This window comes from Pseudoduganella sp. UC29_71 (genome assembly GCF_042693265.1).
Classification (GTDB): Bacteria; Pseudomonadota; Gammaproteobacteria; order Burkholderiales; family Burkholderiaceae_D; genus Rugamonas.
On record NZ_CP170549.1, the window covers coordinates 1,816,441 to 1,833,269 of the forward strand.

The 16,829-nt window shown below is 66.8% G+C and carries 19 protein-coding genes; 8 read left to right on the plus strand and 11 right to left on the minus strand.

What is annotated here, in order from left to right:
* Nucleotides 1–9: 9 nt before the first annotated feature.
* The 6 genes from ACFJI2_RS07970 to ACFJI2_RS07995 are packed head-to-tail and all read right to left on the minus strand — an operon-like array spanning nucleotide 10 to nucleotide 5,894.
* Nucleotides 10–1,176, minus strand: coding sequence for an ABC transporter substrate-binding protein (locus tag ACFJI2_RS07970; RefSeq protein ID WP_377704516.1), 1,167 nt, complete (start codon nucleotides 1,174–1,176; stop codon nucleotides 10–12).
* Nucleotides 1,173–2,804, minus strand: a complete 1,632-nt coding sequence (locus ACFJI2_RS07975) for a class I adenylate-forming enzyme family protein (protein WP_377704517.1) — start codon at nucleotides 2,802–2,804, stop codon at nucleotides 1,173–1,175. The genes ACFJI2_RS07970 and ACFJI2_RS07975 overlap by 4 nt, the downstream gene beginning before the upstream one ends.
* Nucleotides 2,804–3,958, minus strand: coding sequence for an acyl-CoA dehydrogenase family protein (locus ACFJI2_RS07980; RefSeq protein WP_107871938.1), 1,155 nt, complete (start codon nucleotides 3,956–3,958; stop codon nucleotides 2,804–2,806). Before ACFJI2_RS07980 ends, ACFJI2_RS07975 begins: the two co-directional genes overlap by 1 nt.
* An 18-nt stretch (nucleotides 3,959–3,976) precedes the next feature.
* Nucleotides 3,977–4,777 (minus strand): IclR family transcriptional regulator, encoded by an 801-nt coding sequence (locus ACFJI2_RS07985; protein ID WP_377704518.1) that lies wholly within the window; start codon nucleotides 4,775–4,777, stop codon nucleotides 3,977–3,979.
* A gap of 53 nt (nucleotides 4,778–4,830) precedes the next feature.
* Nucleotides 4,831–5,502: a phosphoribosyltransferase gene (locus ACFJI2_RS07990; protein ID WP_377704519.1), complete on the minus strand. Its 672-nt coding sequence runs from the start codon at nucleotides 5,500–5,502 to the stop codon at nucleotides 4,831–4,833.
* Between the two features lie 56 nt (nucleotides 5,503–5,558).
* The gene (locus ACFJI2_RS07995; protein WP_377704520.1) at nucleotides 5,559–5,894 is read right to left on the minus strand and encodes a flagellar basal body protein; all 336 of its coding nucleotides are present in this window, start codon (nucleotides 5,892–5,894) and stop codon (nucleotides 5,559–5,561) included.
* 271 nt (nucleotides 5,895–6,165) lie between these two features.
* On the opposite strand from ACFJI2_RS07995, the gene ACFJI2_RS08000 reads away from it, so the two are divergent.
* On the plus strand, nucleotides 6,166–7,242 hold the full coding sequence (locus ACFJI2_RS08000; protein WP_377704521.1) for a dienelactone hydrolase family protein: 1,077 nt from the start codon (nucleotides 6,166–6,168) through the stop codon (nucleotides 7,240–7,242).
* 147 nt (nucleotides 7,243–7,389) lie between these two features.
* A complete protein-coding gene (locus tag ACFJI2_RS08005) occupies nucleotides 7,390–8,454 on the plus strand; it encodes an alpha/beta fold hydrolase (protein WP_377704522.1) in 1,065 nt (354 codons plus the stop codon).
* Nucleotides 8,455–8,467: 13 nt separating this feature from the next.
* Here the strand turns inward: ACFJI2_RS08005 and ACFJI2_RS08010 are convergent, their stop codons facing one another.
* Nucleotides 8,468–10,174 (minus strand): S41 family peptidase, encoded by a 1,707-nt coding sequence (locus ACFJI2_RS08010; protein ID WP_377704523.1) that lies wholly within the window; start codon nucleotides 10,172–10,174, stop codon nucleotides 8,468–8,470.
* 122 nt (nucleotides 10,175–10,296) lie between these two features.
* Here ACFJI2_RS08010 and ACFJI2_RS08015 point away from each other — a divergent pair, with 122 nt between their 5' ends.
* The 3 genes from ACFJI2_RS08015 to ACFJI2_RS08025 are packed head-to-tail and all read left to right on the plus strand — an operon-like array spanning nucleotide 10,297 to nucleotide 11,880.
* The gene (locus ACFJI2_RS08015; RefSeq protein ID WP_377704524.1) at nucleotides 10,297–10,968 is read left to right on the plus strand and encodes an SOS response-associated peptidase; all 672 of its coding nucleotides are present in this window, start codon (nucleotides 10,297–10,299) and stop codon (nucleotides 10,966–10,968) included.
* A 10-nt stretch (nucleotides 10,969–10,978) separates the two neighbouring features.
* Nucleotides 10,979–11,341 carry a translation initiation factor Sui1 gene (locus ACFJI2_RS08020; RefSeq protein ID WP_377705810.1) on the plus strand — a complete coding sequence of 121 codons (363 nt, stop codon included), beginning with the start codon at nucleotides 10,979–10,981 and terminating at the stop codon, nucleotides 11,339–11,341.
* Nucleotides 11,338–11,880 (plus strand): DUF2867 domain-containing protein, encoded by a 543-nt coding sequence (locus ACFJI2_RS08025; RefSeq protein ID WP_377704525.1) that lies wholly within the window; start codon nucleotides 11,338–11,340, stop codon nucleotides 11,878–11,880. The genes ACFJI2_RS08020 and ACFJI2_RS08025 overlap by 4 nt, the downstream gene beginning before the upstream one ends.
* Before the next feature lie 97 nt (nucleotides 11,881–11,977).
* On the opposite strand, the gene ACFJI2_RS08030 is transcribed toward ACFJI2_RS08025, so the two are convergent.
* From ACFJI2_RS08030 to ACFJI2_RS08045, 4 genes are all read right to left on the minus strand, one after another.
* On the minus strand, nucleotides 11,978–12,973 hold the full coding sequence (locus ACFJI2_RS08030) for a zinc-dependent alcohol dehydrogenase family protein (RefSeq protein ID WP_377704526.1): 996 nt from the start codon (nucleotides 12,971–12,973) through the stop codon (nucleotides 11,978–11,980).
* 197 nt (nucleotides 12,974–13,170) lie between these two features.
* A complete protein-coding gene (locus ACFJI2_RS08035; RefSeq protein WP_377704527.1) occupies nucleotides 13,171–13,977 on the minus strand; it encodes a substrate-binding periplasmic protein in 807 nt (268 codons plus the stop codon).
* 38 nt (nucleotides 13,978–14,015) lie between these two features.
* Entirely contained in the window at nucleotides 14,016–14,357 is a 342-nt protein-coding gene (locus ACFJI2_RS08040) for a zinc ribbon domain-containing protein YjdM (protein WP_377704528.1), read from the minus strand.
* A gap of 75 nt (nucleotides 14,358–14,432) precedes the next feature.
* Nucleotides 14,433–15,095 carry a hypothetical protein gene (locus tag ACFJI2_RS08045; RefSeq protein ID WP_377704529.1) on the minus strand — a complete coding sequence of 221 codons (663 nt, stop codon included), beginning with the start codon at nucleotides 15,093–15,095 and terminating at the stop codon, nucleotides 14,433–14,435.
* A 214-nt stretch (nucleotides 15,096–15,309) separates the two neighbouring features.
* Between ACFJI2_RS08045 and ACFJI2_RS08050 the strand changes: the two genes are divergently transcribed.
* The 3 genes from ACFJI2_RS08050 (at nucleotide 15,310) to trxC (ending at nucleotide 16,828) form a co-directional block, all read left to right on the plus strand.
* A complete protein-coding gene (locus tag ACFJI2_RS08050; RefSeq protein ID WP_377704530.1) occupies nucleotides 15,310–15,927 on the plus strand; it encodes a phasin family protein in 618 nt (205 codons plus the stop codon).
* A gap of 88 nt (nucleotides 15,928–16,015) precedes the next feature.
* Nucleotides 16,016–16,291 (plus strand): hypothetical protein, encoded by a 276-nt coding sequence (locus ACFJI2_RS08055; protein ID WP_377704531.1) that lies wholly within the window; start codon nucleotides 16,016–16,018, stop codon nucleotides 16,289–16,291.
* Between the two features lie 66 nt (nucleotides 16,292–16,357).
* Entirely contained in the window at nucleotides 16,358–16,828 is a 471-nt protein-coding gene (trxC, locus tag ACFJI2_RS08060) for a thioredoxin TrxC (protein ID WP_107871969.1), read from the plus strand.
* Nucleotide 16,829 lies beyond the last annotated feature (1 nt).

A 16,829-nucleotide genomic window follows, 5' to 3' on the forward strand; every position in this document is an offset into this window, starting at 1 on the left:
TTGCCGCGCTTACCAAGGCACGGCCGGGTAGGCGATCTTGCCGGTGGCGTTGGCCTTGGGCCAGACGATCACGATCTTCTTGTCCTGGTGCTGGCCCATGCGGTGCACGAAGTTGGGATTGTCGCCGTTTGCGGCGAACTGCACGCGGCCGATCAGCGTTTCGCGGTCGGTCTTGCGCATCTCCTCGGCGATGCCGCCTTTCTTCACGCTGCCCTTGTCGGCCGCGCGTGCGATGGCTTCGAACAGCAGCATCGATTGCACATAGCCGAACTGGCCGAGATAGTCCGGTTCCTTCTTGTACAGCTGCTTGTAGGTCTCGGCGAAGGCCTTGCCGTCGGCCGTTTCAAAGGTGGCGGGGAAGGGCAGCAGCGCGGTACCGAACACATTGGGCATCAGGTCGGGGAATTCGGCCGCCATCTTGGGCGTGGCCAGCGACCACACGCCCACCATGGCTTTCACGTTCGGCTTGAGCACGCGCGCGGCGCGCAGGATGCCAACGTAGTCATTTTCGTAGCCGGACATGAGCACCAGTTCGGACTTGTCCTGCAGCTTGATCTTGTTGATGATGGGCTTGAAGTCGGTGATGGCCGGGTCGAAGGAATGCGAGGCCGTCTTGATGCCTCTGGCCGTGAGTTCCTTTTCGATGGACTTGGCCAGGTCGGAGGTGGCTTCCTTGGTGGAGTAGATGATGGAGACGGATTTGGCGCCGACGTCGTTGATCAGGCCCAGCACGGCTTTTTCGTAGCCGGCGGTGTTATTGATGCGGAAAAAATTCTTGCGGCCGCTGGAGACCAGGCTGTCGTCCACGCCGCCCGAGGTGATGTAGACCAGGTTGAGCTTGTTGGCCGCGTCGGAGGCGGGCGCGATGTTGTTGGAGCCGTAGCCGCCGGTGATGGCGACTACGCCCTGGCTGGCAAGCTTTTCCACCGCCGCGATGGCTTTGGCGGGGGCCGATTCGTCGTCCACGGTGACGATCTTGACCTTGTGCTTGCCGTTGGTCTTGTTGAACACTTCGGCCGCCACCATTACGCCTTCCTGCATGCCGGCGCCGACGCGGGCCAGCGAGCCGGTCAGCGGCAGTTCGGCGCCGACCAGGAATTCTTCGGCGCGCGCCGCACCGGCGCAGGCGGCCGACAGCAGGGCCGCGAGAGCGATCTTCTTGTACAGGCTTTTCATTTTTTGGTCTCCGTGGTGTGCGCCATTTGTTGTGCTCTTCCTTGTGCCAGTTGGCGTAGCTGGCTTTTGAGGATCTTGCCGGTGGCTGCGGCCGGCAAGGCTTGCATGGGGATGATCTCCGTGGGGCATTTGTAAGGCGAGAGCGAGGCCGCCAGGTGGGCGTGCAGTTCGGCGATCAGCTCCTGCGCGGCGCCGCTGGCGGCGTGGCGCGGATCAAGTTCGACGTAGGCGATGACTTCTTCGTTGCCGTCTGCCGCAGGGCGGCCGACCACGGCGGACTGCGCCACGGCGGGGTGGGCGTTCAGCACCGTTTCCACTTCGAGCGGGTAGACATTGAAGCCGGAGCGGATGATCAGTTCCTTGGTGCGGCCGACGATGAACAGCGCGCCGTCCGGGTCCTGGCGGGCCACGTCGCCCGTGTTCAGCCAGCCGTCCGCATCGATGGCGGCGGCGGTGAGCGCCGGTTCCTTGTAGTAGCCGAGCATGACGTTCGGGCCGCGCACCCACAGTTCGCCGGTCCCGCCCTGCGAGGGGCCGGATGCTGCGACGAGGCGGGTCTCCACGCCTGGGATGGCGTAGCCGACCGAGGTGTCCCCGCGCGGGGCGTCGAGGCGGGTCTGGCTGATGGTGGGGGAGCTTTCGGTCATGCCGTAGCCGTTGTGCAGCGGCTGGCCGAGCAGCGCTTCGACCTGGCGCTTGAGCACCGGGTCAAGCGGCGAACCGCCGGCGTAGGCGAAACGCAAGCTGGTGCGCAGCGTCGCGCCGCCTTGCTGGCCGACTGCTTCGAGCAGGCGGGCATACATGGCGGGCACGCCCTGCAGGATGGTCAGGTGCTCGTCGCGCAGCGCATGCAGCAGGGCGTCGACTGCGAAGCGCGGCTGCAGGTGCAGGCAGGCGCCCGCGTACAGCGTGCCGAGCATGACGGAGGCCAGGCCGTAGACGTGCGAAATCGGCAGCACGCCGTAGGCGCGGTCGGCCGGCGTGAGGCCGCGCAGGGTGCTCGATACGGCCGCGATGAACAGCAGGTTGCGGTGCGACAGCATCACGCCCTTGGACTGGCCTGTGGTGCCGGTCGTGTAGATGAGGGCTGCCGGCTGCCGTGCGCTGAAGTCCGCGCCGGACGCCACCGGCTCGGGCGCGGCGGCGGGCGAATCATTCAGCGGGCCTATCATCCATTCGCCGAACAGCCAGTGCTCGCGCTGCGCGCCATGCCGCTCGCCGTGCGCCGCCGCTTCGGGCGACACGCCGCTGCAATAGATCACGCGCCGCGCGCCCGCATGCTCGCGGAACTGGTCGATCTCGCGCGCCGACAGGCGGCTGTTCGCGTTGACGATCCACGCATCCATGCTGGCCGCCGCGAAGATCAGCACCACCTGCGCCACTGAATTCTCCGCCACCACCATCAGCCGGTCCCCCGGCCGCACGCCCAGCGCGCGCAGGCGCTCCGCCGCCGCATCCACCGCCGCCACCAGCTCGCCATAGGTCCAGACCCGGCGCGCCCCGGGCGCTGAGGGCAGCCCTGGCATGGCCTCGCTTAACGCCGGCGCGTCGGGTGCGAGCGCGGCCCAGCGGCGCGGAATGTCGCTGATGCGCGCCGGCAGGCTGGCGAGGAGGGCGTCGATATCCATCACCCTTGCGCCGCCTTGATCATATTGCGCGCAATGACGATCTGCTGGATTTGCGAGGTGCCCTCGTAAATCCTGAACAGCCGCACGTCGCGGTAGAAGCGCTCCGCCGCGTATTCTGAAACGTAGCCCGCGCCGCCGTGGATTTGCACCGAGCGGTCCGCCACGCGCCCGCACATCTCGGACGCGAACAGCTTGCAGCACGACGCCTCGGTGGAAATGTCCTGCTTGTTGTCGCGCTTGCGCGCCGCGTCCAGCACCATGCATTTGGCAGCGTAGATCTCGGCCTTGCTGTCGGCCAGCATGGCCTGGATCAGCTGGAAGTCCGCGATGGCGTGGCCGAACTGCTCGCGTTCCATGGCGTAGCGCAGCGCGTCCTCCAGCATGCGCTCGGCCGCGCCCACGCACACGGCCGCGATATGCAGGCGGCCCTTGTCCAATACCTTCATGGCCGTCTTGAAGCCCACGCCCTCCTTGCCGCCGATGAGGTTCGCCGCCGGCACGCGGCAGTTCTCGAAGATCACGTCGCAGGTGTGCGCGCCGCGCTGGCCCATTTTCTTGTCGATCTTGCCCAGCGCGAGGCCGGGCGTGCCGCGCTCCACGATAAAGGCCGAGATGGCGCCCGCGCCCTTGCGCGCCGGGTCGGTGCGCGCCATCACCGTGTAGATGCTGGCCTCCGGCGCGTTGGTGATGTAACGCTTGGTGCCGTTCAGGATGTAATGGTCGCCGTCGCGCACGGCCGTGGTGCGCAGCGAGGCCGCGTCCGAGCCGGAGCCCGGTTCGGTCAGCGCGAACGAGCCGATGATCTCGCCCGCCGCCAGCTTGGGCAGGTAATGCCGCTTCTGCTCCTCGGTGCCGTCGATGACGATGCCCTGCGAGCCGATGCCGTTGTTGGTGCCGATCAGCGAGCGGAAGGCGGGCGAGGTATAGGCGATCTCGAAAGCCACGCGCACTTCCTCTTCCATGGTCAGCTGCAGGCCGCCATAGGCCTCCGGAATGGACAGACCGAACAAACCCAGCTCGCGCATCTGCGCCACCACGGCTGGCGGAATCTCGTCCGTCTCCGCCACTTCCTGCTCGTGCGGCACCAGTACTTCGCGCACGAAGCGGCGCACACCGTCCAGCAGCAGGTTCAAGGTTTCTTCGTCACGTATCATTGCATCCTCTTGGTCAGTTCAGCCGCGGCCGAGTATCGTGTCGATGCGGCGCACCAGCTGCACCAGCTTCGGTCCCAGGTCTTCCTCCAGCCGCGCATGCGACAGCAGGAAAGCCGGGCCGCCGCAGTTGAAGGCCATCACCTGCTCGCCGTCCAGTCCGCGCACCGGCACGCCCACCGCGTGCACATCGCCCTGCCACTCGCCGGCCGACATGCAAAAGCCCCGGTCCTGGTAATCCTTGAAGCCTTGCTCCACGCCGGCCTTGATCTGCGGCCAGCTGGCCTCGTCGCGCTGGCGCACGCGGTCCAGCAGGTAGTTGCGCTCCGCCTCAGGCAGCACGCACAGCAGCGCCTTGCCCATGGCGGTGGTGGCCATCGGAATGCGCGCGCCCACGTCCAGCCGCAAGGTGACGTTGGCGCTGCTGCGGCAGCTCTCCACGTACACCATGCTGAGCCGGTCGCGCGCGCCCAGCGACACCGACGCCTGCGCATACTCGGCCAGTTCCTCCATCAGCGGCCGCGCCAGCTTGCGCAAGTCCATGGTGGACAGCATGCGGTAGCCGAGCGCCAGCACGCCGGCGCCCAGCTGGTATTTGCCCAGCGATTCGGAATAGTTCAGATAGCCCAGCGTGGTGAGCGTATGCGTCAGACGCGAAACGGTGGGCTTGGGCAGGGAGCTGCGCTTGGCCAGCTCGGCATTGGTCAGGTAGACTTCGTCCGGTCCGAAGCAGCGCAGCAGTTCGAGGCCGCGCGCCAGCGCATTGACGAACTGCCTGTCCTTGGCGTCATCGTCGCTGAATACTTCGATCTCGTCGTGCATGCATGGCCCCGGTGTGATCCAGGCGCCAAGTTTGACAAGCTGCAATCCAACTGTCAATCGTTTTGTGAAACGGCGGTTTGCACAGCGAAACACTGGCGCAGCAGTTTCACGGCCTCATCCTGCTCCACTTGCGGAAAGCGCTTGTAGTGCTGGCTCACGGCGGCAAAGCGGGCCGGGGCGTGCAGGCAGACCATGCGGTCGGCCAGCCCGGCGATGCGCTGCAGCGACTGCGGCGCGGCCACCGGCACGGCGGCAATCAGCTCCAGCGGCAACTCGGCCCGCACCGCGCCCAGCGCGGCGGCCATGGTGGCGCCGGTGGCCAGCCCGTCGTCCACGATGACGACGTGGCGCCCGCAGGGATCGGCCGGCGGACGGGTGCCGCTGTAGTCGGCGCGGCGCTCGCGCAGCACGGCCAGCTGCTCGGCCGCTTCGCGCTCCAGCCAGGCGCGGCTGGCGTCGGTCTGCGGGTAGTCGTCGGCGATGAGGCGGTTGCCGCGCTCGTCGATGGCGCCGATGGCATATTCGGGGTCGAACGGGGAGGACAGCTTGCGCACCAGCACCACGTCCAGCTCGCCGTGCAGTTGCCGGGCCAGGATGGCGCCGATGGGAATCGCGCCGCGCGGTATCGCCAGGATCAGCGGATGGTGCAGGCGCAACAGCTGCAAACGCTGCGCCAGTTGGCGGGCGGCATCCTTGCGGTCTTTGAACAGGTAGGAAGAGGGCATGCGGCCTCGCTAGGCGTCGGTCCTTTCAGACAGCATAGCGCGGCCAGGGCGGGGTGTCAGGCTTTGATGTCGATCAGTGTGCCGATGCGCTTGTCGGCTTCCTGGATGACCTTGGCGTTCAGGTCGAAGCTGGCCTTGTAGACCAGGGAATGGGTGATCTCGGTGGCCAGGTCGGTGCCGCTGGCGGCGTTGCCCCCCTCGGCCGCTGCCAGACCACGTCCCTGCGCGGACAAGGTGACGCCGCTGCCGGCCGGGCTGGCTTCCTGGTATTGAGCCTGCTGGGGCTGGTAGCCCTGGGTGTTGGCGTTGGCAACATTGTGCGCGGCGACACCCAGCGCCTGCTGGTTCGCGTTGAGGCCGGAAGCCCCGGCGCTGAGGGCGGATACGGTCATGTTCTTTCCCTTGGACAATGATTTCCAGTGTACCGCGTCCAATTGCACCGCGCAATTGGCTAGGAATAACTATTGCCACAAAAAAAGGCAGTAGTTTTAGCGATCTGGTATTGCCTTCGAAAAAGTTGGCCCGCAGAATTGTGACATTGTCCCGTCCGTTTTCTGGAGTTGCATCATCGACACCGCAGCGTTCAGTTTGTGCCGCCGCAGCCTCGCCGCCCTGGCCCTGTGCTGCGCCATCCTGCCTTCCCATGCCGCCGCGCCGCGCTCCTTGCCAGTTTCGCAACTGAACGAGCAGGTCGTGATGATACCGGCCGGCCCCGGGCAGAACGTGTCGCTGGAAACCACGGTGTTCAAGCCGGACGGCGACGGCCCGTTCCCGCTGTTGGTGATCAACCACGGCAAGGCGCCGGGCGACCCGAAAATGCAGCAGCGCGACCGCTTCATCCACATGGCCAGCGCCTTCGTGCGGCGCGGCTACGCGGTGATGGTGCCGATGCGCACCGGCTTTGCCCACTCCACCGGGCACTATATCGACCACGGCTGCGACATGGCCGCCAACGGCTACACCCAGGCCAACGACGTGCGCGACGCCATCCGCTACGCGCGCGGGCAGCGCTGGGTGGACCCGCGGCGCATCGTGGTGGCGGGGCAGTCCTACGGCGGCCTGGCGACCATGGCGCTGGCTACGCAGGACGTGCCCGGCGTGCGCGGCGTGATGAATTTCGCCGGCGGCCTGCGCGTGCATGGCGGCCCGTGCGACTGGCAGGGCGCGCTGGTGCGCGCCTTCGGCGACTACGGCCGGCGCAGCAAGGTGGCCAGTCTGTGGATGTACGGCGCCAACGATTCCTACTTCGGCCCCGAACTGGTGGACCGCATGCACCAGGCCTACACCAGGGCCGGCGGCAAGGCGCAGCTGGTAGCCTACGGCGATTTCAAGCGCGACGCGCACACCATGCTGGCCAGCCGCGAGGGCGAGAAAGTCTGGCTGCCGGTGGCCGAGCGCTTCCTGGCGCGCATCGGCATGCCGGTGGGGGAGAAGTTCACCGTGGCCGGCGAAGCGCAGTACCAGGCGCCCAGCGACTACGCCGCGCTGGAGGACGTGGAAGCCATCCCCTACCTGGCCGGCAAGGGGCGCGCCGAGTACAAGGCTTTCCTGCAGCGGCAACTGCCGCGCGCCTTTGCCGTTTCGCCCACCGGCGCCTGGGGCTGGGCCGAGGAGGGCGAGGACCCCTCCGGCAGCGCCCTGGCTGCCTGCCAGACCAGGAGCCAGCAGCCTTGCCAGCTCTACTCGGTGGACGACTACGTGGTGTGGCGCACCGTGAGCGCCACCGGGCGCACCGAATAGCCGTTTCCGGCGGTTTTGTATGCCAATGTATCCGGCGTATACACCAACACAGTGCATTACACAATCGTCCGCATTGCCTTACACGGCTAATACATGGCCGGGCTAATATTCTCCCATCGGATCACACAACGACAGGGGGAGTAAAAGATGGTCAACGCAATCAATCAGCAACGCCGCCGCTTCTTTGGCACCGCCGCCGCCGCGCTGGCCATGGCGCAGCTCGGGCTGGCCGGCGCCGCATCCGCCCAGGCCGCGCCGGCCGCCGCTGGTGCCGCAGGGGCGGCCGCTGCCGGCCCGCAGCCCGGCGTGGCACCGTCCTTCGGCCAGCTCAAGCAGATTGACGCAGGCTTGCTGAACGTCGGCTACGTGGAAGCCGGTCCCGCCAACGGCGCGCCGGTGCTGCTGCTGCACGGCTGGCCGTATGACATCCACGCCTTCGCCGAAGTGACGCCCATCCTGGCCGCCGCCGGCTACCGCGTGATCGTTCCCCATCTGCGCGGCCACGGCACCACGCGCTTCCTGTCCAGCACCACGTTCCGCAACGCGCAGCAATCTGCTGTCGCGCTCGACATCATCGCCCTGATGGACGCGCTGAAGATTCCCAAGGCCGTGATCGGCGGCTTCGACTGGGGCGCGCGTACGGCCTGCGTCATCGCGGCGCTGTGGCCGGAACGCTGCAAGGCGCTGGTGTCCGTGAGCGGCTACCTGGTGACCAATATCGATACGCGCACAGTGCCGCTGTCGCCGAAAGGCGAGCATGACTGGTGGTACCAGTACTACCTGGCCACCGACCGCGGCGCCGCCGGCTACGCCAAGAACACGCGCGATTTCGCCAAGTACATCTGGCAGACCGCGTCGCCCCAGTGGAAGTTCGACGACGCCACCATGGACCGCAGCGCCGCCTCCTTCGCCAATCCCGACCACGTGGCCATCGTGCTGCACAACTATCGCTGGCGCCAGGGCGCCGCGCCGGGCGAAGCGCGCTACGACGAATTCGAAAAGCGCCTGGCCGCCGCGCCGGCCATCATGGTGCCGACCATCACGATGGAAGGGGATGCCAACGGCGCGCCGTTCCCGCCGCCGGCCGCTTACCGCAGCAAGTTCACCGGCAAGTACGAGCACCGCAACCTGACCGGCGGCATCGGCCACAACCTGCCGCAGGAAGCACCGAAGGCGTTCGCGCAGGCGGTGCTGGACGTGGCCGCGTTCTGAGGCGCCGGCGACGTTAATCGCGCCGGATTTCTGCGATGGCCGCTTCCAGCACCTCGTCGCGGCCGGCCTCGATGCCTTGCAGTGTGGGCAGCACTTCGATGTCGGGCACGATGCCCACGCGCTGGGTGGGGCGCTTGTCCGGGTAGAAGACACCGATGCCGCTGATCATGGTCCTGAGGCCGCCCGGCAAGGGCACGGGCGAGACGTTGCCGTCCGCCGCCGCGGTGGTGCTGCCGATGACCTTGGCGCGCGGCGCGGCGCGGAAGGCCATGGTGGTGTATTCAGCCTGGCTTTGCGACACTTCGTCCACCAGTATCATCACCTTGCCCCGGTAGTGCGGCTGCTGCGGCTGGAGCGCCAGCGTCGGTCCCCAGTGGAAGGCGCCGGGATTGCTCGCGTCGCCGGCCGTGAAGCGCACGAAGTCGGTCGGCTTGTCGACCAGGTGCTGGCCCAGCGCGAAGACCACGAACTCGGAAGGGTAGTTGCGGATGTCGATCACCAGTCCCTTCGTCGCGGCCGCCGCCTCCAGGTAGCGCGGGATGTCGTCCCGCTTGATGCTGGACAGCTTGATATAGGCGATATCGTCCGCCAGCATCTGGAAGGTGTCGCCGTCGCGGTCATGCGTGCGCAGCCTGGGCGTCGTGCGGACGGGCGCGCGCCTGACAGCGACATCCTGTTCCAGTCCGGCCCTGCGGATGCGCAGCGCGACGTCGCCGCACGCGCCGCTGCCCATGCCGCTGGCCATGTCGCGCAAGCGGGTAGGCTCGTTGGATGCGGCGTAGTAGGGCGCCCAGCTTTGCGTCAGTTTGGCGACGGGAACCTGGTCCAGCGCTTCGACGATGTCGCCTGCCTGCAGGCCTGTCGCCTTGCCGGCCGCTTCGTCGGCGTAGCCGAAGACCACGGCCTTGTTGCCGATGAAGCGCATCCTCACCGGCAGGCCGCACCTGCCCACCGGAGGCCGCACCGGCTGCGGAGTCCACAGGCTGGTGTGCGTGTCGTTGACGCGCGCGGCAACGGCCGTCATCGCCAGGTCGAAGCCTCGGCGGTCTTTGGCCAGCGCCACGCTGGGCAGCGACTGGCGCAAGGCGTCGTCCCATTTCTCCCCGATCACGTCGCGGTAGGGCGACCAGTATTCAATGATATTCCAGAAGCGGAACAGCGCGAGCAGCTGAAAGCCGGCGTCGGGGAACTTCACGTTCGTGTAATCCGGCTCGTGCTCGAACACCGGATTGCCGATGTTTTTCGCATGGCTGACATAGAACTGCGACGCGCCGGCGGAGCGGTTGGCATAGACCTTCCTCAAGTCCGCCCGCAGCTCCGCGCCCGGCAGCGTGCCGTCCTCCAGCCACTCCAGCGCGGGCCGCAAGTGCAGGCCGGCGGCAGGCAGGCTGGCGCAGGGATTGCAGGGCGCAATCTCGCCCAGGTCCAGTATCCATTTGTGCAGTACCGCGCCCGCCGCCGCGCGGTCCGGCGCAGCCAGCACGGCGGGCGCCACGCGCAGCAGCTCGTAGTCCCAGTGCCGCTTGCCTGCCGTGACGGCCGGGTGGTGGTACTTCAAAAAGCCCCACACCTTGCCCAGCGTGACCAGGTTCTCGACCTGCACCGGCGCGAGGCTGCCCAGCGTGATCGGCGAGCCATTGTCGAATTCGTGGTCGCTTTCGAACGAGGCCTTGGCGGGTTCCTGCGCGCAGGCGAGGCGCGCGGAGAAAAGCAGCAGCAATAACAGGGTCCGCATCATTGGTACTGGTAGTTAACATGACCCACGATTATGCATGCCGCCGCGCCGGCAAAATGCGCACATTGTCACCATCATCAATTCGGCCATGCTGGTATGATCCTGCCATGTGCGGACGATTCGATCAAAACGACACCATGCAGCGCTACCTCAGCGCTTTCGGCTGGGCCGACGCGGTTTACCGCGGCGAGGCCGGGGCCACGCCGAACGCTGCGCCGGGCACTTACCGGCCCGTGCTGCACATGCAGGACGGGGTGCCGCAGGTGGACGATTTGTACTGGGGCTACCGCGCCGCCTGGGCGGCGCAGAAGCTGCCGGTGTGCTACAACGCGCGGCTGGAAAAGGTCGCCAATAATTACTGGGGCCGCATGCTCAAGACGGGCCGCGCGCTGGTGCCGGCCAGCGGCTGGTATGAATGGACCGGGCCGAAGGGCCAGCGCCAGCCCTGGCACATCCACCGCAAGGACCGCGAGCCTATCTTCATGCTGGCGCTGGCCAACTTCGGGCCGTACAAGGGACACAAGGCGGAATCGGGCTTCGTGCTGATCACCGCCGATTCCGCGGGCGGCATGGTGGACATCCACGACCGCCGTCCGGTGTGCCTGAACGCGGCCGACGCGGCCACCTGGCTGGACCCGGACCTGAGCATGGAGCAGGCTGAAATGCTGGCGCGCTCGATGGCGCTGGGGCCGGAAGAATTCGAATGGTTCCGCGTCAGTCCCGACCTGAACCGCGCCGGCAATGAAGGCGATTACCTGATCGTGCCGCTGGCCGATTGATACCGATATGATGAAAAACATTTCCAAGGGTGGCCTGGTCTATTCCACCGAGACCGGCCGCATGTGCCCCGATTGCCGCCAGCCGCTCGCGTCCTGCGCCTGCAAGGCCGCCGCGAAGGCCGCGCCGGTGGGCGACGGCGTGGTGCGCGTGTCGCGCCAGACCAAGGGGCGGGGCGGCAAGTGCGTCACCGTGGTGAAGGGGCTGGCGGTGGACGGCGATGCGCTGGCGGCGCTGGGCAAGCAGCTGCGCACCGCCTGCGGTTCCGGCGGCACCGTCAAGGACGGCGTGATCGAAGTGCAGGGCGACCATTGCGACGCGGTGATGGCCGCGCTGCTCAAGCTGGGCCACCAGCCCAAGCGGGCGGGTGCATGAGCGCCGCGCCGGCTGGCCGCCAGCCCATCCTGGCCGTGCCGGTGCCGCGCGACAGCGAAATCGCTGCGCATCTGGCCGGTTCCGATTTCCACGACTGCTACGAGATGCCGGTCGCGCCGACCAGCCGCACCGCGCTGCAATTGTATCTGGACGTGGTGGCCCGCACGCCCGGCTGGGTGAACCGGCTGATGGCGCTGCGCAACCGCGTGGTCGGCCTGTTCGGGCTGAAGAACCTGGGCCATCTGAACGGCGCCAGCGCGCAGCGGCCGGCCAGCGACTACAAGCTGGGCGACCGCGTGGGCATCTTCTCCATCGTCTACCTGAGCGACGACGAGGTCCTCCTCGGCGACAAGGACAAGCACCTGCAAGTGCGCGTTTCCGTGCGCAAGCTGGCCGTACCGCGCAGTGCGATTGCGGTATCGACCGTGGTGCACATCCACAACCTGCTGGGCCGCGTGTACATGCTGTTCGTGGCGCCGGTGCACAAGCGCATCGTGCCCGCCGTGCTGGGCCGCTACCGGGCGGGCGACGCGGCCTGACGGCGGCGGGACCGCCATCCGCGCGGCAGCCGCGTGACATGCTCAGGCTTCCTGCGGCAGCATTTCGCCGCACGAGCCCGGTTGTTGGCGGGCAGGCTCACGCTACCTCCACCACGACTTTGCCGCGCGCGGTGCGGTTGCGCATGGCGGCGTGCGCCTGGTCCACCCCGTGGAGGCCGTAATGCCGGTCGTCCAGCAGCACCTTGATCTTGCCCGCGTCCACCAGCCTGGCCGCTTCGGCCATGATGGCGCCGTGGTTGGCGCGGCCTTCGCCGCTTAGCAGCGGCAGCAGCGTGAAGATGCCGGAATAGGTGGCGCCGCGGAAGGACAGCGGCGCCAGCGAATGCGTGCCCCAGCCCAGCGCGCTGACCACGTGGCCGTGGTAGCGGCCGGCGGCGCGGAAGGAGGCGTCGAGCGTGGCGCCGCCGACGGTGTCGAACACGATGTCGAAGCCGGCGCCGCCGGTGTGCTGCTGCACGTAGTCGTCCACGCTGCTGCTCTCGTAGTCGATGAACACTGCGCCGTAGCCTTCGATGACGGCGCGCTGCGAGGCGCTGCCGGTGGCGTAGGCCTGGGCGCCGAAGGCGCGCGCGATCTGCACCGCGATATGGCCGACGCCGCCGGCGCCGCCGTGCACCAGCACCTTCTGGCCGGCCCGGATGCGGGCGCGGTCCACCAGCCCTTCCCAGGCCGTGATGAACACCAGCGGCAGCGCCGCTGCTTCGCGCATGCCGATGCTGGCGGGCTTGCGTGCCAGCAGATCCGCATCCACGGCCGCGTATTGGGCGAGCGATCCCTGCAGCTTGCCCACGCCGCCGGTCATGCCCCACACTTCGTCGCCGGGCGCGAAGCCGGTCACGCCTTCGCCCACGCTGTCGACGATGCCGGCCAGGTCGATGCCGAGGATGGCGGGCAGCGTGACCTGCGCATGGTCGGCGGCGCCGGACGCGATCTTCAGGTCCAGCGGATTGACGCCGCTGGCCTTGACGCGCACCAGGACCTGGCCTGCGGCGGCTTGGGGGCGGGCGGTGTCGCTTACTGCCAGCGAGCTGGAAAACGCGCGCATCACGACTGCTTTCATGTTCTGTTCCATGGTCTTCTCCGGTGGGGTGATCGATGAATCCAGTGTACGCATCGCCCCCCGGCCCCACAACGGCGCAGCCGTGGATACAGTTTCCAGGATTTCGGGATAATGGCCTCGCGCCGGCGCTAGGCCGGCGCCGCTGCCGTTTCCAGCGCGAAAAAACCGCCGATGAAGGAGGTGACGGCGGCGCCGTGCCGCTTGCCAGCCTAGTGGCGCTTTGCCGTGAGCCCGAACACGGCGGGCGGGATGACCTTGGACAGCGATTTCAGGATGTGCTTGCCCACTTCCTCGCTGCCCAGCATGTCGATCAGCGCGGACTGGTCGGCCATGGAGAGCGTGCGCTTGGAAACGTAGAAGCCGGCGTCCTGCCAGGGCACGTCGTCCAGCGCCGTGATGACAAGCTGGCTGTCCAGGCCCGCCAGGCGCGGATCGTCGACGATGGTGTTGTAGGCGCTGCTGTACGGGAGGATGGTGACGTCGGCTATCCTGGCCTGTATGCGGCGCATCAGGTCATTGAGGTCGTTCGCGTATTGCACGCGCGCGGCCATGGCAGGCTCCAGCAGCTTGCGGTAGGCGGGGCCGTAGTCGAAACCGCGCACCACGGCGATGCGCAAGTCCGTCTGGCTGAGCAGGGCGTCCACCGACTGCACCGCCGGGTCTACCGGCTTGATGCCGACCAGCAGGGCGCGGTACTTGAACACCGGGACGAAGGTGCCGGACAGGTCGCGCTCGGGCGAGCGTGTCGACAGGACGATCAGGTCCGCATCGGCAGCACGGAACAGCATTTCGAGCCGGGCGCGCGGCACCACGGGGAACACAAACTTGCAGCCGTATTTGTCGCCCAGTTCGTCCAGCATCTCGGGCACGACGCCGGCCGCCTTGCCGTGCTTGACGACCACCGCCTGGCCATGCGGCGCGACGGGGACGTTGATGGTGCGGGAACAGGATGCCGCCGCCAGCCCCGGCAAGGCACAGCAGAGGGTTGCGAGGGCGGCGAGCAGGCGTGCGTGCATACGGTTCTCTTGATATGGTTCTCTTGATATGGTCTTGATCAGACTTTCTTGACGAATTCGGTCTTCAGGCTCATGTTGCCGAATCCTTCGATCTTGCAGTCGATGTCGTGGTCGCTGTCCACCAGGCGGATGTTCTTGACCTTGGTGCCCATCTTGACCGTGCCGCCGCCGCCCTTGAGTTTCAGGTCCTTGATGACGGTGACGGTGTCGCCGTCCTGCAGGATGTTGCCGGCGGCGTCCTTGTAGACGCGCGGGCCGTCTTCGGCTTCGGCGGCCCCTCCGGGCTGCCATTCATGCGCGCATTCCGGGCAGACGCATTGCGTGCCGTCGTTGTAAGTCAGTTCGGAGCCGCATTGCGGGCAGGGCGGGAGTGTGCTCATGATGGTCCTTGTGATGCAGGCGGGGCCTGGAAAGGGCAGCAGTATAACAGGCAGCCCCCCCGGCGCCGGCCCGCCTCAGGCCTTCGCCAGCGCGGCGCGCATCTGCTTTTCCAGTTCGACCAGGTTGCCTTGCACCCCGTCGATAGTGCTCTCCATCTGGCGCAGCGTGTGGTACAGCGCGGCCGGATCGACTTTGCCCAGCTCCATGTCCGACAGCGTATTGAGCATGAAGGGGCCGCTCAGCGTGAGCTGGGTATTGGTGTTGACCGAGTCCATGGTGTCGCGCTGCTGGGCGTACAGCGCCGAGTAGCGCTGCAGCAGCGCGGGCGACATCCAGCTGGCCGCCTGGCTGGCCACCGCCACCTCCCACGCTTCACGCCGCAAGGTCGGCGTTTTCAGGTTCAGGCCGAAGCTGCGGTTGGTGGCCTCCAGCAGGTGGCTTGCCACCTCCTTGTCCGCGACCTTGGCCTTGATGTCTTCGCGCAGGGCCTTGCGCAGCTTGGTCAGGTGCTGGAGCTGCTTGCTGTTGGCTTCGGTGACGCTGTGCAGCTCTTCCAGGTTGACGCGCAGCTCGGCTTCGATCTGCTGTTCGGCGTCGTGCGCGCGGTGGTTGTGGTGCCAGCTTTGCGCCGCATGTTCGAGCGCCAGCGCGGTCAGGATGCTGACCACGATCATCGAGTATTCGCCCAGGAATTCCTTGACGGTCTTCAGCCCGGCTTTTGGCACTTCAAAATGCATGAGATTACCCTGTGGTGATTCGACCGGGCAATCTTACCAGAAAGGAATGCGTATTTGCTATCGCTTTTGAAACCCGCTGCTTGCCCGTGGAAGCGCGCACGTTTGATCCAGATCATAGACCGTCCGTGGCGCTCACGTAGCCTTGTGGATTCGCGCAGCCGCTTTGCCGGTGCCGCGTTCCTTTACACAACCAAACTTCTTGCAGAGGTAACCCATGTTTTCATTCAACCAGTCTGTCACCCCGGCCGCCAAGCACCATATGGAAGCGCAAATGTCCTTGCTGAACGACATGTCGAAATCGCTGTTTCGCACTGTGCAGCAGTACAGCGACTTGAACATTCAACTGGCGCAGACGCTGATCGAGGAAGCGTCGCTGACCGGGCAGGAGCTGCTGACCAGCCAGCGTGCCACCGACGCGCTCAACGTAACGCTGTCGCACGCCCAGCCCACTGCCGACAAACTGCGCGCCTACCAGCAGCACCTGTCGCGCATCGCCGCCAATACGCATGTGGACCTGGCCAAGGTGGCCGAGGAACACGTGAACGAGACCAGCCGTACCGCCAAGGAACTGGCTGAGGAAGTCACCCGTATGGCCACCGAAGAGACCGAAAAGACCGTGCGCAACCAGCAGGATGCGATGCGCCGCATGGCTGCCACGTTCGACCAGTTTGCCAATGGCCACAGCAAGGAGATGAACGGCCAGCGCCCGGACGGCCACGAGCGCCGGGAAACTGAAACGCACGGCGGTGAGCAGCGCGTGGCCGGTGCGCAGGTGCAGCAGGCCGCCCAGCAAGCTGCAGCCAAGCAGCAGCCCGGCCGCAAGGAGAGCTGACGCTGGCGCCACGCCGACTCCCCCATCCGCGCTCCGGTCTGAACGGCATACGGCTAGACTGGAGCCTGGTCCGGATGGGAGGCAATCGATGGAATGGATGGCGTGGCTGGAATGGCCTGCCATGGCGGCTTCGCTGTTGGCCGCCTGGCTGGTTGCATCGGTGTCGGCGCGGCGGCGGCTGGCCGGGTTCTGGGTATTTTTGGCCAGCAACGCGCTGTGGATAGCGTGGGGCTGGCAGGACCAGGCCTGGGCGTTGATCGTGCTGAACATTTGCCTGGCGGCGATGAATGTGCGCGGCATCGTGAAGAACGAGGGCCGCGCGGAGTCCAGCAGCGCCGATGCCAGCAGCGCCGATTCCAGCTGAGCAGCCGCGCTCACGATTTCCGCTTTTCTGCTACATTGGCGCCATACGCATTTTGGATGGCCAGCCATGAATACCGCAACTGATAATCCCGCAACCCAGACCAATTCCCTGCACATCGTTTGCCCGCATTGCGACGCCGTCAACCGCGTGCCCGCCACGCGGCTGGGGCAGGAGCCCACCTGCGGCAAATGCGCGAAGGACTTGTTTACCGGCAAGCCGGTGGACTTGTCGAGTGCGCGCTTCCTCAAACATATCGAACGCAGCGAGCTGCCGGTGCTGGTGGACTTCTGGGCGCCATGGTGCGGCCCGTGCCGGTCCATGGCGCCGTTTTACGAGCAGGCTGCGCAGCGGCTGGAGCCGGACTTCCGTGTGGTGAAGGTGAACACGGAAGAGGCGCAGGACCTGGCGTCGCGCTACGCCATCCGCAGCATCCCCACGCTGGCGCTGTTCAAGGGCGGGCGCGAGATCGCGCGCCAGCCGGGCGCCATGGATGCCAACAATATCGTGGCGTGGGCGCAGCAGAATCTGCGCCGCTGAT